Annotated in this window: 11 protein-coding genes; 4 read left to right on the forward strand and 7 right to left on the reverse strand. The window is 70.2% G+C overall.

Going from position 1 to position 14,133, the window contains the following annotated elements; all coding sequences use genetic code 11:
• Window positions 1-68 precede the first annotated feature (68 nt).
• Window positions 69-1,568: an Ig-like domain-containing protein gene (locus tag ABTZ03_RS43330; protein WP_350518789.1), complete on the reverse strand. Its 1,500-nt coding sequence runs from the start codon at window positions 1,566-1,568 to the stop codon at window positions 69-71.
• A 263-nt stretch (window positions 1,569-1,831) separates the two neighbouring features.
• Window positions 1,832-2,611, reverse strand: a complete 780-nt coding sequence (locus ABTZ03_RS43335; protein ID WP_350518790.1) for a siderophore-interacting protein — start codon at window positions 2,609-2,611, stop codon at window positions 1,832-1,834.
• A gap of 134 nt (window positions 2,612-2,745) precedes the next feature.
• Here ABTZ03_RS43335 and ABTZ03_RS43340 point away from each other — a divergent pair, with 134 nt between their 5' ends.
• Window positions 2,746-3,531, forward strand: coding sequence for a helix-turn-helix domain-containing protein (locus ABTZ03_RS43340; protein ID WP_350518791.1), 786 nt, complete (start codon window positions 2,746-2,748; stop codon window positions 3,529-3,531).
• A 223-nt stretch (window positions 3,532-3,754) separates the two neighbouring features.
• Entirely contained in the window at window positions 3,755-4,927 is a 1,173-nt protein-coding gene (locus ABTZ03_RS43345) for a 4-hydroxybenzoate 3-monooxygenase (RefSeq protein WP_350518792.1), read from the forward strand.
• Between the two features lie 289 nt (window positions 4,928-5,216).
• On the opposite strand, the gene ABTZ03_RS43350 is transcribed toward ABTZ03_RS43345, so the two are convergent.
• The 4 genes from ABTZ03_RS43350 to ABTZ03_RS43365 all read right to left on the reverse strand — a co-directional run bounded on the left by ABTZ03_RS43350 (window position 5,217) and on the right by ABTZ03_RS43365 (window position 10,213).
• Window positions 5,217-5,501, reverse strand: a complete 285-nt coding sequence (locus ABTZ03_RS43350; protein ID WP_350518798.1) for a hypothetical protein — start codon at window positions 5,499-5,501, stop codon at window positions 5,217-5,219.
• A gap of 216 nt (window positions 5,502-5,717) precedes the next feature.
• Window positions 5,718-7,595, reverse strand: a complete 1,878-nt coding sequence (locus ABTZ03_RS43355) for an NAD(P)/FAD-dependent oxidoreductase (protein ID WP_350518799.1) — start codon at window positions 7,593-7,595, stop codon at window positions 5,718-5,720.
• The gene (lysA, locus tag ABTZ03_RS43360) at window positions 7,595-8,932 is read right to left on the reverse strand and encodes a diaminopimelate decarboxylase (RefSeq protein ID WP_350518793.1); all 1,338 of its coding nucleotides are present in this window, start codon (window positions 8,930-8,932) and stop codon (window positions 7,595-7,597) included. Before lysA ends, ABTZ03_RS43355 begins: the two co-directional genes overlap by 1 nt.
• Window positions 8,933-8,992: 60 nt before the next feature.
• Complete coding sequence (locus tag ABTZ03_RS43365; protein ID WP_350518794.1) at window positions 8,993-10,213, reverse strand: MFS transporter; 1,221 nt, start codon at window positions 10,211-10,213, stop codon at window positions 8,993-8,995.
• A 409-nt stretch (window positions 10,214-10,622) separates the two neighbouring features.
• Here ABTZ03_RS43365 and ABTZ03_RS43370 point away from each other — a divergent pair, with 409 nt between their 5' ends.
• On the forward strand, window positions 10,623-11,765 hold the full coding sequence (locus tag ABTZ03_RS43370; protein ID WP_350518795.1) for a helix-turn-helix domain-containing protein: 1,143 nt from the start codon (window positions 10,623-10,625) through the stop codon (window positions 11,763-11,765).
• A gap of 463 nt (window positions 11,766-12,228) precedes the next feature.
• Here ABTZ03_RS43370 and ABTZ03_RS43375 read toward each other — a convergent pair whose 3' ends face one another.
• Window positions 12,229-13,380, reverse strand: a complete 1,152-nt coding sequence (locus ABTZ03_RS43375) for a M1 family metallopeptidase (protein WP_350518796.1) — start codon at window positions 13,378-13,380, stop codon at window positions 12,229-12,231.
• Between ABTZ03_RS43375 and ABTZ03_RS43380 the strand changes: the two genes are divergently transcribed.
• Window positions 13,336-13,641, forward strand: a complete 306-nt coding sequence (locus tag ABTZ03_RS43380; RefSeq protein WP_350518797.1) for a hypothetical protein — start codon at window positions 13,336-13,338, stop codon at window positions 13,639-13,641. The genes ABTZ03_RS43375 and ABTZ03_RS43380 overlap by 45 nt on opposite strands.
• Window positions 13,642-14,133 lie beyond the last annotated feature (492 nt).

Below are 14,133 nucleotides of genomic sequence, written 5' to 3' on the forward strand. Positions count from 1 at the left end.
CCGCGGGGCTCGTCGGACGGGCCGACTTCCCGCGCGGGGACTTCGGGGCCTCTGGGTGCCGGGTGGGGTCAGCCCGAGGTGGCGCGGGCGGCGACGGCGACGTTGGCGGTGCCGGTCGCGCTGCGGCCCAGGCCGTCGCGGACGGTGTAGGTGAAGGTGTCGCAGCCGGTGAAGCCCGCGGCGGCGGTGTAGCGGACCTTGCCGTCGACGATCGCGGCGGTGCCGTTGCCGGGGGCGGAGACGCCGGCGAGGGCCAGGCCCCGGCTATCGGTGCGGCCGGTGGCGCTGGCGGCGGCGAGGACGTCGATGGTGGTCGTGCCGCCCTGGACGGTGGCCCCGGCGGCGGTGCGGGCGACCGGGGTCTGCGGGACCTGGGTGCTGCCGTAGTAGGTGAGGAGGGCGTAGGTGCCGTCGCCCAGGTCGACCAGTTCGAGGCTCTGGGGCTGGGTGCCGTCGTAGGGGCCGGTGGTGACGGCGCCGGAGGAGCGGTCCACGGTGATCGCGGCGCCGGTGGTGGTGTTGCGGATGCCGGTGGAGCCGTCGTTCTGCGGGGTGAGGGAGAACCGCTGCGTGGCCAGGCCGAGCGAGGGGGTGGCGCCGACGGTGAGGCCGTCGACGGTGGTGGTCATCACCAGCCCGGTCGCGGGGTTGCGGATCTCGGTGGAGCCGTCGCCCCCGGGTGCCAGGGTGAACTTCTGGGCCGCGCTACCGTCCTGGAACGCCGAGCCGGTGACGAGGACCCCGGACACCGTCAGGGCGGTGCCGCTGACCGGTCGCGCCGCGACGTTGCCGACGTCGGCGACGGCCACCCGCGCGGTCGCGGTGGACTGCTGGCCGAAGATGTCCCGGATGGTGTAGGTGAAGGTGTCGCAGCCGGTGAAGCCCGCGGCCGGGGTGTAGCGCACCTTGCCGCCGACGAGCGCGGCGGTGCCGTTGGCGGGCTTGGAGGTACCGGTGACCGTCAGGTCGAGGGGCTGGGTGGTGCCGGTGCCCGAGGCGTTCGCGAGGACGTCGACGTCGACGGCCCGGCCCCGGCTCGTGGCTGCGGCCGAGTCCCGGGCCTGCGGTTCCTGCGGGAAGGTGTGGTCGGGGTAGAACGCGCGGATGCCCCACGAGCCGTCGCCCTGCCGGACCAGTTCGAAGCTCTGCGGCTGGGTGCCGTTGTAGGCCTGACCGGAGACGGTCGAGCCGTTCATGGTGAGGGCCAGCTTGTCGCCCTGGTAGAGGCTGCGGATGCCGAAGGAGCCGTCGGCCTGCTTGACGATCCGGAAGCTCTGCGGCTGGGTGCCCTTGTACGCCTGACCGGAGACGCCGGAGCCGTTCATGGTCAGGACGGAGCTGTTGCCCTGGTAGAAGCTGCGGATGCCCCAGGAGCCGTCGGCCTGCCCGACGAGCGCGAGGCTCTGCGGCTGGGTGCCCTTGTAGGCCTGACCGGAGACGCTGGAGCCGTTCATGGTCAGGACGTTGGCCGTGCTCGCTTGCGCCGGTACGGCGGTGAGGCCGACACCGACGATCGCGGAGCAGATCAGGGCCGTCGCGGCACGCGCGCGACCGACGGGAATGGACATGTTCCTCTTCCTCGGAGCTGGGGAGCGCCCGGAAAGCCCCGGGCAGCGGCCAGCCTGCCGCCGGAAGACCGGCTCGGTTTGATCTTGCGCGGGAATGAACACCTGTGAGTGCGGATATTCACTCGCTAGTGCCAGATTTCGATCGCTCGGTTGTCGGCCGCGTGACTGTGGCTGCTGCCGGTAGTTGCACATACCGTCGATGACTGTCACGTGAGGTGTGCGTGTCCGCCTCCGCCGAATGTCCCCGGTTGCGTGGCGGGGTGTTAGAGGCTGGCGCGCCCGTAACTGAAGTAGCCTCGGAAAGAGATATCGGACTTCGGTACGTGACGCTCGCTGACGAGGTGGCGGCGGATGCCGGTGGCCATCGAGGACTCGCCAGCTGTCCAGGCGTAGAAGGCGCCGCCGGGAAGCCGCGCCTGCTTCACCGCCTCCAGGGCGAGGGCACCGGGTTTCGCGCCCGCATCGGTGCGGGGCAGCCAGTGGACGGTGCTGCCCGGCGGTGCCGTGACGTCGCTGCGGATGTCCTCGGATGACGGGACTTCCAGGAAGACCTCGGCAGGCAGGTTCGCCGCGGACTGCTCCAGGATGGCGAGGATCGCCGGAAGGGCGCTCTCGTCACCGACCAGGAGCTGCCAGGCGGCCCCGGGGGCGGGCGCGTAGCTGTGTCCCTCGTCGAGGAACGCGACCGTGGTGCCGGGCTCGGCGGCCCGCGCCCATCGGGTACCCGGGCCGGCCGCGCCGGGGCTGTCGACAGCGCGGAGCGAGATCTCGATGTCGAACTCCGACGCCTCGGGCCGGAAGCGCCGGATCGAGTAGGTCCTCACCCGCGGACGCTGCTTGCCGCCCTGGAGCGTGAGCTGGAGAATCCACCGCTCACTGCTGGGCAGGAACACCTCGGCGGCGGCGTCGGGGTCGGCGAAGAACAGACGTCCCGACTGGTCGAAGCCTGACCGCTGAAGGTGCTGGACGTCCTCGCCGCCCAGCGTGACGGTCATGAAGTGCGGACTGGGCTGCTCGCTTCCCTGCACGGTCAGCGACAGCATCCGTCGCCTGCGCGGGCGCTGGATCCGGGAGGCCACCGCTACCTCCCTCGGGGACGGGACTTGAGGTTCATCGTGGTCATGCGACCACTGTCGGCGGGGCGCTTCGTGTGACACCACCGGTAAACTGACGCCTGATGCTGAAAACTCGCCAACCTTCATCGACACCCGCCGAGACAGACGATGAGATCCTGCTGGGCGGTGCCTGGCTGCCGCACGGCTTTCAGCTCGACCCTCACAGCCACGTCCACGGTCAGCTGGTCTACGCCGCCGCCGGCGCCTTGGTCACGACGACGGAGCGCGGCACGTGGGTCGCCCCGGCGGACCGGATCACCTGGACGCCTCCGCGCTTTGCCCACTCGCACCGCTTCTACGGGCAGACCGACGTACGGCTGGTGTCCGTGCCGCTCGACCTGTGCGCCGGGCTCATCGATCACCCCAGCGTCTTCGCGGTAAGTCCGTTGCTGCGCGAGGCCCTTCTGGCGCTCACCGACGAGCCGGAACGGCGGCCTGGCGCCCACCGGCGCCTGCTCGCCGTGATCGTGGACGAGTTGGCCGACGCCGCCGAGACCTCCCTGCACCTTCCCGAGGCGAGCGACGACCGGCTGCGCGCCGCCACCGACCTGCTGCGCGCGGACCCCACCCGGCCTTCCACCCTGGCCGAGCTGGGCCGGGCGGTGGGGGCCAGCGAGCGCACGCTCAGCCGTCTGTTCCACGCCGAGCTGAGCATGAGCTTCCACCGCTGGCGGACCACCCTGCGCATCCACCACGCTCTGGCGCACCTGACCGACGGGATGACGGTGACGGAGACCGCAGTCGCGTGCGGCTGGTCCAATCCGTCCAGCTTCATCGACGCCTTCACCGAGGTCGTCGGCCAGACCCCCGGCCGCTACCAGGCCGGCCTGCGCATCCACGCGCGCTAGCCCCCACCCGGGCTGTTCGCCCTGTTGCCCTGGTCGTGCGCATGGTCATCGCACTTCCCGCCTTCTTGGCGGCTTTCCGGCATCAAGCGTCCACTTACCAGTGGTCCGCGACCTGCCGGGCCTTCCACAGTGGGCAGTGAGCGCGTGTCAGCCGTGATGGCCGACGCCGCGATGTACGCCTCGGCGTACCGACCACTGCACGGATCACGAAAGGCCCGCACGCATGACTGAGACACGCGACGACACGGCCGTCGTCATCATCGGGGCCGGCGTCGCCGGTCTGACCCTCGGCAACTTCCTGCTGCGCAACGGCGTCGACTGCGTCGTGCTGGAGAAGCACCCCCGCGCCTACGTCGAGAAGCGCCAGCGCGCGGGAACGATCGACACCTTCGGGGTGCGCCTGTTCCGCGCATGGGGCCTGGAGGAAGTCCTGGCGGGCAACCCGATCCCGCACAGCGAGGGCGGCTTCTACATCGACGGCCACGCGATGCCCATCGACGTGGACGAGGACGACAACGAGAGCCTGTACTGCCCGCAGCAGGTCCTGGTGCGCAACCTCACCGACGTCTTCCTCCGCGAAGGCGGTGACCTGCGCTACGAGGCTGCGGACGTCGCTCCCGAGAACCTCGCCGAGGGCCGCCCGGTGGTGCGCTACCGGGACGCCAAGGGCGCGGCGCGGGCCATCGAGTGCGACTTCGTCGCCGGCTGCGACGGCTTTCACGGCGTCTCCCGCCGGTCCATCCCCGCCGCCGCGCTGACCGAGTACTCCCACGAGTACGGCTACTCCTGGCTCAGCGTCCTGGCCGCCACCGAAACCCGGCCCTCGGGCATGGCGATCCACGAACTGGGCCTGGCCGGGATGATCCCCCGCGGCCCCGAAGCAAGCCGCATCTACCTCCAGTGCGCGGTCGACGACACCCCCGAACGGTGGCCGGACGAGCGCATCTGGAGCGAACTGGAGGTCCGCTTCGGCACGCCGCCCACGCGCGGGCAGATCCTGTCCAAGCAGATCGTTCCGCTGCGCAGCGTGGTGTTCGACCCGATGAGCTACGGCAGCCTGTACCTCCTGGGCGACGCCGCGCACATCGTGCCGCCGATGAGCGCCAAGGGCATCCACCTCGCTCTGCACGACACCGAGGTCTTCGCCCGTGCGGTGATCCGCCATGCCACCGAGGGCGACTCCAGCCTCCTCGACAGCTACTCGCAGACCTGCCTGTCGCACATCTGGAACTACCAGGCGTTCGCCACGTGGATCACCGACATCATGCACAACGCCGGATTCACCGGCTACGAGGGCGAGTTCAAGAAGCAGATCGCCCGCGCCGAACTCCAGCGCCAGTTCGCCTCGGAGTCGGCGAACAAGCTGTTCAATGAACTCACAGCCGGAACCAACTAGGGTGCGTATTGGGTTGCGATCAATCTGATGGAATCGCCCGCCCTGCAGGGCCTGATCCGGTAGACCTTGCGGTGTGACGCGAGCGCAACTTTCGGACGCGGAATGGGAGTTCATCGGGCCGTACCTGCCGATCGGCAGGTACGGCCCGTACCCCGAGCGGCTGCGCCAGCAGTTCGAGGGGGTGATCCGGCGGTTCAGGACGGTCACCCGATCGGGGGTCGCCCTGAAAAAGGCTCACTGACAGACATGAGCAGCGGACCGGCAACTGCCGCCATGGATGTGAGTGCCGTCAGTTCTCGCGAACTCGAGTGGTCGACGGTGATCGCCTCGGGCTGGACCAGGTCGGGCAAGCGGTCGACCAGGCGCTGCGGCCAAGCGTGCGAGACCCGGTGGTGGCCGCCGTCGCCGACCCATTCGGCGCCGGTGACCCGGCCCATAGCCTGGTGCGAGTCGGGCCGGGGGTGACCACGGCGGAGCACACCCCGCGCGGACCGAACTCGACCGCGAGAGTCCTGTTCGGCGACAGCACGGCCGCCCTGGCGGCGGCGCGGTCCACCAGGGGCACGTCGGGCATCCGGGCGGCCTCGCCGGTCACGTGGACCAGCGAGGCCGCCGTGCTCCGGCAGGGTGGGCAGCACGGCCCGGGTCATCCGGACGACCGCGTGGAAGGTGAGGTCGAACGCCGTCTGCCACTGCTCGTCGGTCACCGCCAGGACGTACTTGGCCGGCCCCAGCGGCCAGATCACCGTCGCCGCGAACACCCGCTGCACATCGTCCAGTTCGAGGACCTTCAGCGGTCGCGGCCGAGCTCTGACAGATGGACCGTGTGCTGTGTCCGGAGCGGGTGGTAGAGCGTGTGCATGGGGTGCCGGATCCCCTTGAGCGCGTGCGTGACCGCTTCGGCGACCACGGGTGCCTGGGCGAACCCACCGGTGTTATGTCCGGCCGTGACGACGAACAGGCCGCTCCGCGCGGGGCTCGTCTCGAAGATTCCGAGGTTCGAAGCGGTCCACGGCCGTACGCAATGCTTCTGCGTCCCACGCAGCCCGTCGCGACCGCCGGCCCTCTCGTAGGCGTCGGGGAAGAGCGTCCGCACCGTGTCCGCGACGGCGGCGTGGATGTCCTCCAGGCGCCGATCGTCGATGTTGCGCGGGTCACCGCCCGTCCAGCCGTAGCCGGAGCCCACCATGAGGACACGTTCGCCGGACTCGTCCCGGCCGACGGTGACGTTCGCGTCCTCCGCGACATGGCCGCGCCGCGCGACCTTCAGCGAGTGCTCGAGCACGGGTCCGACGTTCGGGATCGTGGCCCAGCAGCCGAGCACCCCGTGCACCTGCCGCAGGGAGGGGATCTGACGGCGCAACGAGTCGTTCTCGACACCGGGCGACACCACGTAGTGGTCGTAGAGCAGCGGGCCGTCGGTGGTCAGCACTCCGGTGACCGCGGAGTCCACGTCCCGCATGATCTCCTCGACCCGAAGGCCGAAGTGCATGCGCACCCCGCCGGCCTCCAGGTCGTCGAGCAGCCGGGCCATGAAGTCGTGGACGTTGACGGTGAAGCCCCCGACGAGAATGCCGCCGGCGAAGGCCTTCGGAGCGGCGTGGGCCAGGGCCGGGAACCTCTCCCGGACCTCGTGGCCGGAGTAGTCGGCGATGGTGGCCCCGACCGCGTCCTGCCGCTGCCGAGCGGCCGCCAGGTGCGAGGGATCCTCGTACAGGCGCAGAACGTCGTTCCGCAGTTCCACGTCGTCGAACAACTGGGGTCGGGTCCGCAACCAGCTCGACCACAGCTCCCCGCTCCGTCGGTTCAGCCCGAGGATGTCGCCGTTGTAGGCACGTGCCAGCCAGGGCCGGACGCGCTGGAAGTCCTGCACCCACTGCCGGTCCTCCTCGACGTCGTACCGGCGGACGTCCCAGCCGCACCGGGCCGGCGGACGGTCGAACACCGTCATGCGGTCGAGCTCGTCGGCGGATTTCGCGTGGTAGTCGTCCATCTCGGTGTACGTGAACATGCGGGCGTTGCCGCCGCCGCGCGACGTGCCGTACTCCTGCCAGGGTCGGCCGACGCGCGGGTCCGGAGCCGCGTCGACGATCGCGACCTGGTAACCGTCGGTGTGCAGCGCGTGTGCGGTCACCAGGTTAACGACGCCGGCACCGATCATCAGGACCGATCCGCGTCCGCGAGCGGGCACCGGAACCGAGGACGACCGCAGCGGCAACCTCGGCAACTCCACGGACAGCTCCCGGTCCTGTGCGAACCGTTCGGCGACGGCGAGTGCCTCGTACGCGCTCGCGTCCTCGTCGACGCCGTCCTCGTCGACGCCGTCCTCGCCGCCCGCCCGGAGCGGAACCGTGTACATCGGAATGTCGAAGGGGAGGACCTCCGAGACCGATCGTTGACGCATCGTCGGAAGGCGCTCCAGCGTGCCGCCGGATGCAGAGACCCGGACGACGGCGATCGGTTCGTCCGGCATCGCCTCGCGCCAGGAACGCAGGACGTCCCAGCTGACCGGGCGGTCGACGATGAGCACGTTCGGGCGGAGTTCGCTGACGGCGGCCGCGAGCGTGCCGTCGTCCGCCGTGCGCAGATCCGCACGGCAGACGACGGTGCCGTCGGCCAACGACTCGGCCGCGGCAGGTGAAACCGGTACTGCGACGACGAGAAGCACTACTTCCCCCCATGCCGATCGGACGAGTTGACTTCCGTGTCCCGGATCTCCGTCAGGATCGTGTCCGCGAACCGTTCGCGGCGCACGACGAGCCTGGACCGTCCGTCCCTGACGAAGACGACGGGCGGCTTGTCGAACCTGTTGTGCTGGTTGAACATCGAGTGCGTGTACGCTCCGGTGCACTGGACGGCCAGCACCTCACCGGGAGGCAGTTCGGGCAGCAGCACGTCGTCGATCAGTTTGTCCGTCTCGCAGTGCCGCCCGAAGACCGTCGACTCGTGGAGTCGCACGCCCAGCAGTTCGGGATTCGACGCGAGGACGACGCGGTGTACCGACTGGTACATGATCGGCCGCGGATTGTCCGACAGCCCGCCGTCGACGGCCACCAGTCGGCGCGCACCGCTCGTCTTCGTCGGGCCGACCGTGTACAGCGTCGTCCCGCCCTCGGCGATCACCGATCTGCCCGGCTCGATGCCGAACACCACGTCCGGGGCGCAGTGGGGGGCCACCTCCCGGGCGAACACCGGGACGAGGTCCCGGGCCCATTCCGCGGGAGTGGGCGGCGTCGAGACACCGTCGTAGTTCACTCCCATTCCACCCCCCACCGTGACGGCTTCCGGCTTCCAGGAGAGGTCGACGGTGACCGCCCGGATGAAGGCCCCCAGGTCGTGCAGCGCCTGCCGGTGGTACTTGGTGTCCACCACCTGCGCGCCGAGGTGGAAGTGCAGGCCTCGCAGCCGGAGGCCGTCGCACCGCAGGATCCTGGCCACGGCGGCGGCCGCGTCGCCGGTCCGCACCGACAGCCCGAACTTCGACTCCGGGCTGCCGGTCGTGTACTTGGGATCGGTGTGGATGTCGATCCCCAGGTTGAGGCGGATGTCCACGGCCTGGACGTGGCCGTTGTGCCGGGCCTGCCGGTCGATGGTGTCGATCTCGTCCATGCAGTCGACCACCAGGGAGCGCACCCGACTGCGCACCGCCAGCTCGATGTCCTCCCGCGTCTTGTAGTTGCCGTGGAAGGTGATCCTCGAAGCCTCCGCGCCGGCCCAGAGCGCGAGGCGCAGCTCGCCCGCCGACACGACGTCGAGGCTGAGTCCCTCCGCCATGGCGAGCCGGACCATTTCGCCCACCAGGAAGGCCTTCGACGCGTAGGCGACGTCGATGGACGGCCAGTGCGAACGGAACGCTTCGAGATAGCCGCGGCAGCGGTCGCGGACGGCTGATTCGTCGATCACGTAGACCGGAGTCCCGTACCGTTGCGCCAGGTCCAGCGCGTCACATCCGCCGATTTCCAGGTGCCCGCTGTCGTTCACGTCCTGCGTGCCGTATCTGAGCATGATTCCCCCGCATCGTTGTCGCGTGATTGGGTGCTGGAGGCCCGGGTCCGGGCCTCGGGTTCAGTGGTTCCCGGCCGCGGCGATCTGCTTCCACACCACGGTGTTGGCGGCTGCCGAGATCGACAGGCCGATCACCGCGACAAGGAGCAGTGCCGATGAGATGTCGCTGATCAGCGCGAGTACTCCGGCGCTGATCGCCGATCCCAGCCCGAACAGTGCGAATTGTGCCGAGAACCCCTGCGTGCGCAGTTCGGGCGGGATGCTCGCTTCGAGGCTGATCGATCGCTGCGTGTTGAACGGCGTGATGAAGAACCCCGACACGCCGACCCACACAGCCACCGATGTCACGCTCCCGCACAGCACCAGACCGGCCACGGACGCCATGACGGCGACAAGCGTGATGAACGACTGAACGGTGATGTGCAGCGCGATCCTGACCGCCGCCTTTCCGTAGCACAGCGTTCCGGCGATTCCGGTGCCGGCCAGCAGGCTGACCAGGATTCCGGACCACGAGGCCGAGGCCCCGGTCCTCGCCAGCAGAACGGGCAACGCCGACACGATCCCGGTCACCGCCATGCCGACCGCGATCGAGTCGGCCAGGCTGGGCCACGCCGGACGGTGGGACCAGAGAGGCGCGGATCCGGGCCTCTCACCGGGCGGCCGGGCCGCGACCGGCCGCGCTCCGACCAGTGGGCCGAGGAAGAGGTAGACCCCCAGGAAGGTGACGGCCATGGCGGCCACCTCGACCCACGGGAGATGGAACGTGCTCAGACCCGCGATGATCACCGGCCCGAGGATCCAGCCCACCTCCGTCATGATCGAGTCCCAGGAGAACGCCAGTTCCGTCAGACGCACATCGACGTACTCCACGAGCACGGAACGCGACAGACCGGGCAGACCGGCCGGTAGCGCGGCACACAGCGCCGTGGTGACGGTCACCATGGCCGAGGAGAGCCGGAACGTGCCGAGGAGCGCCAGGGCGACGTGCAGGAGGAACGACGACATCGTCATGATCATGATGACCCGCCGTGGACGTCCGGCGCGATCGAGCAGTCGCCCGGAGGCGGTGGCCGCCAGGGCTCCGGTCAACGTGTACACGCTCACCAGGAACGCCCCATAGGAGTACCCGCTGACGTACGTCCCCAGGCTGATCAGCGCCAGCGTCGCCATCGGTTCGGTGATGCGCGCGAAACAGGTGCCGAGCGCCCACCGCCACCACCACGACGTGGTGAGGAGTCTCGGCTTCGCCTCCGGCTCAACCGCCGCCGAGAGTGCGTCCATCAGGAGTCGCCGGCGTGCGTCGCCCCGGACGCCGGCGAACCGTCGCCGTGGGGCAGGTCTAACGGGCGGTTCGGGCGGGCCGGGCGGTTCGGGCAGGGCATCGGGTGGTCCTCCAGGGGGTGGGCGCACGGCGATCGCACCCCGTCTGACCGTGTGTGAGTGATGGCACACGGTGGATCCGGTGGAAAGTCGAGTCGCGACGCCCACGAAGCGGTTGAGTGTTGTCATGGCCCGGATGAAACAGGGTGCTCCGCCTCATCAAATCCGGTCCGGAGGGCGCCGTCACGGCCTGATGGCCTGATCGGACAAAGGCCGGACAAAGGCCGAACAGGCCCGGACGAAGCGGTCCCCGAACGACCGGACGGACCACCGTGGCGGACAGCGTTCAACCGACAGAGAGGATCAATAGGTGGGACGGCAGGAACAGCCGCTCGATGCCTGCGAGGGCCCCCTGGCCCTCTTCGCCCTGGACCTGCGTGAGTTGCGACGCCAGGCCGGCAGTCCGCCCTACCGGCGACTCGCCACCCGCATCAACTACTCCGCCTCCACGCTCGCCGAGGCCGCCGCCGGCCACCGACTACCGAGCCAGGCGGTGCTGGCCGCCTTCGTGGCCGCGTGCGGCGGTGACCCGGTGGAGTGGGAGCGACGACGCGTGGACACGCACCGGGAGATCACCTCCCCGCAGGGCGCGGGACAGATGGTCGGAGTGGCCGCAGAGACGGACACGGCCGCGGTCGCCGAGACCGTCACGGCCACCGAGCACGTCGCAGGCGTCGCAGTCGTGGCACGAGACGCCCCGGCACCCGCACCTGTACCCGCACCGGCACCCGCACCCGCACCCGCACCCGCACCCGCACCCGACGTAGCTTCGGCACCATTGCGCGTACCACCCGTCGGCAGCCCGGCCCAGCCGAGCCGCCCCGGCAGGTCGGCCTCACCACACCGCGTCCTCGCCCCCCTGATCGCGGTGGTGCTCGCCATCGTCTTCAGCGCCTGCGTCCCCGGTGACTCCGCCGCACCCCGCGCGTCCAGCACGCTGGCCGCCCCCGCTGCTCCGTCCCCGCGCCAGGACACCGCACGATGGCTGCGCCCCGACGCCGGCATTCCTCCGCAGTATCAGGACCTGATCATCGAGGCCGGCCGCACGTGCCCGGAGCCGGAGGTCACCCCGCCCCTGATCGCAGCCATTCTCGAAGCCGAGAGCGGCTTCGACCCGAACCTGAGCGACCCGGCCAAGGACGAGTACGGCATCGCCCGCTGGACACCCCGGGTGCTCCGCTACTACCTGCCGGCCGACCGCCAGAACACCGTACCCGTGCCGCCGTTCACCCCCGAGGAGTCGATCCCCGCCCTGGGCCGCATGCTCTGTGCCGTCACCGCTGACCTCCAGGGCGTCCCGGGCGACCCGCTACTCAACCTCGCGGCCGCCTACCGCACCGCCACCTGGGTGGTGCAGGAACGGGACCAGGCCAGGCTTGCGGCCATCCAGCCCTACCTGGATCGGGTCCGCGGCGACCTCCAGCGCTACCACCCGGCACAGCCCACCTCCTGACCGGGCGGCGCCGTCATCGTCGGCGGCGGGATCCTCCTCTTCGCCGCGGCCCGGTCGAACCTGGACGAACTGCTCGTCGCGATGGGTGTGCTGGGCTTCGGCGACGTCGCGCGAACTGGTCGGACATCGTTTCCGCCGTCCGGACAGAAGTACGCCTGTCCCAGGGCGAGATGCTCGTAGAACCCCCGGCCATGATGGTGGTCCGCCGAGCGCCATGGCCACGGCCGGGGTGAGGAAGGCGATCCCCGCCGCGGCGACCGACAGATCCCACGGCCCCTGGAATGTCAGGGGGACGACGAACAGGAACATGACCGTTGCGGCGTCGCCGTCGGCGAGGACGGCGGGGAACGGGGCCGGCGACGCCCGCACGGCGTACCCGCTCGTGCCGGTTGTGCTGGTCCTGTCGTTGCCCGGCTGTCGTCAGGGTCTCACGCGTGCTGCTCGGGAGGGTCGCCTTGGACGATCACCCCGAGGACGGGCTCGCCGGGCTGTCGGCCAGGGTGCCGGGGTAGAGGTACTCCTTCGGGGGGATCGTCGTGCCGTGGGCCCAGGCGTCGAAGAAGCCCTTGAGGTCCTTGCCGGACACCTTCGCGGCCAGGGCCTCGAACTGCGGGAAGGACGCGTTGCCGTACGCGTGGTCGGCGGTCCAGCGCTTGAGCGTGCCGAAGAACGCCTCGTCGCCGACGGTGCGCCGCAGGGCGTGCATCATCAGGGAGCCCTTGAAGTAGAGGGCCGGAGCGAGCTCCTTGCCCTGGCCGGGGTCGTACAGCTTGGTGGACCAGTACGCCGGGTCGTTCCTGTGCTCTTCGATGTTGGTGGCGTAGAAGGTGGTGTCGAGGTTCGATCCCTTGTGCTCCTCCCACAGCTGGTTGGCGTACTGGGCGACGCATTCGGCGATGCAGCCGTCGCGCCAATCGGTGAACGAGACGCTGTCGCCGAACCACTGGTGGGCGTTCTCGTGGACCATGGCGGCGTCCCAGAGGTAGTTGGTGTAGGTGGGTCGGCTCTGGGTCTCCAGGTCCGGCGCGCCCGTACCCGACTCCTTGGGCCAACTGCGGACGATGGCGCCGGCGGAGGAGAACGGGTACGGGCCGAACTTCGAGGCCAGGAAGGCGAGGATCTCCGGCTGCTGGGCCTCGGCGGCCTTGGCCGTCTCGTCGATCGGCACGTCCGGACCGTAGGCCGTGATGACCGGCGTCCCGTCGGGCAGCTCCGAGCGGTGGACGGTGAACTTGTCGATGGCGACCGTGCTGAGGTAAGTCGCCATCGGTTTGTCCTCCCGCCAGCGGAAGGTCGTCGAACCACCCGCGCTGGTGGTCGGACCGGGCCGGCCGTTGCCGATGGCCGTCCAGCCGTCGGGGACCGTCGCGGCGAGCGAGAAGGTGGCCTTGTCCGACGGGTGGTCGTTGGACGGGAACCAGGAGGTCGCGGCGTGCGGCTCGCCCATCGCGTTGACGCCGCCGGACACCAACTGGTGCCAGCCTTCGGGGTCGGGCTTCCCCGCGTACACCACCCGCACCGCGAACGTGGCGCCGCCGGCCACCCGGCGGGCCGGTTCGATGTCCAGCTTGTGAGCGCCGGAACGGGAGAACGACCTCGCCGGGGTGCCGTTCACGGTGACGGAGGCGACCTGGAAGCCCTTGAGGTCCAGCGAGAGGGCGCCCGGGCGCTCGCGGTCTCCCGGGCCAACGACGCCCTCTACTGCGCCTACTACAAGGGCCCGGACGCCGGACCCGGCACACTCCACTGGCTCAAGTACAACAGCGACTACGAGAACCCCTGGAGCACGGAGCAGTCCATCCCCACCGGTCAGGCGTATCCGGGGCTCGACACCGCGCCCTGCTTCGGCCTCATCTACCTGGTGTACCGGGGCTGAACGACCGCACGCCGAGCCGCTGCCCGGCATCCCGGGCCTCGACCCGCTCCACCCCTGCGAAGCCGGCTTCACCGCGAGCCGCATCGAGCCGGCGTCGGCGGAGCGGGTGGTGGGCACGACCGGCTCGCCGGGCAGCACCCTGGCGAGCCGGTCGAGCACCGCCGCCTTGACGGGCCGTCACGCAGACGTGGTCGCTGTCGCAGGCGCCGCCGGCCGGCCCGGTAAGAGCTCGGGAGGAGGATGTCGGGGCTTCCGGCGGAGGTTGACGGCGGTTTCGGCGGGCCGCCCGCTGATGCTGCGGCCACCAGGATCCCCGACAGCGTCGGGCTCAGTTCAGGATGACCTCGACGCCGCCCTCCCCGAGGACTTCCAGGACCGTGTCGAAGTAGGACGGGCACGGTCGGCGAAGGCTTCGCGGGCGACGTCCGCGCAGTGCCAGATCAGGGTGAACGGAGGGAGGACCGCCGGACCTCCACCGAGGCGGTCGCTGAG

This window comes from Kitasatospora sp. NPDC096077 (genome assembly GCF_040303245.1).
Taxonomy (GTDB): Bacteria; Actinomycetota; Actinomycetes; order Streptomycetales; family Streptomycetaceae; genus Kitasatospora.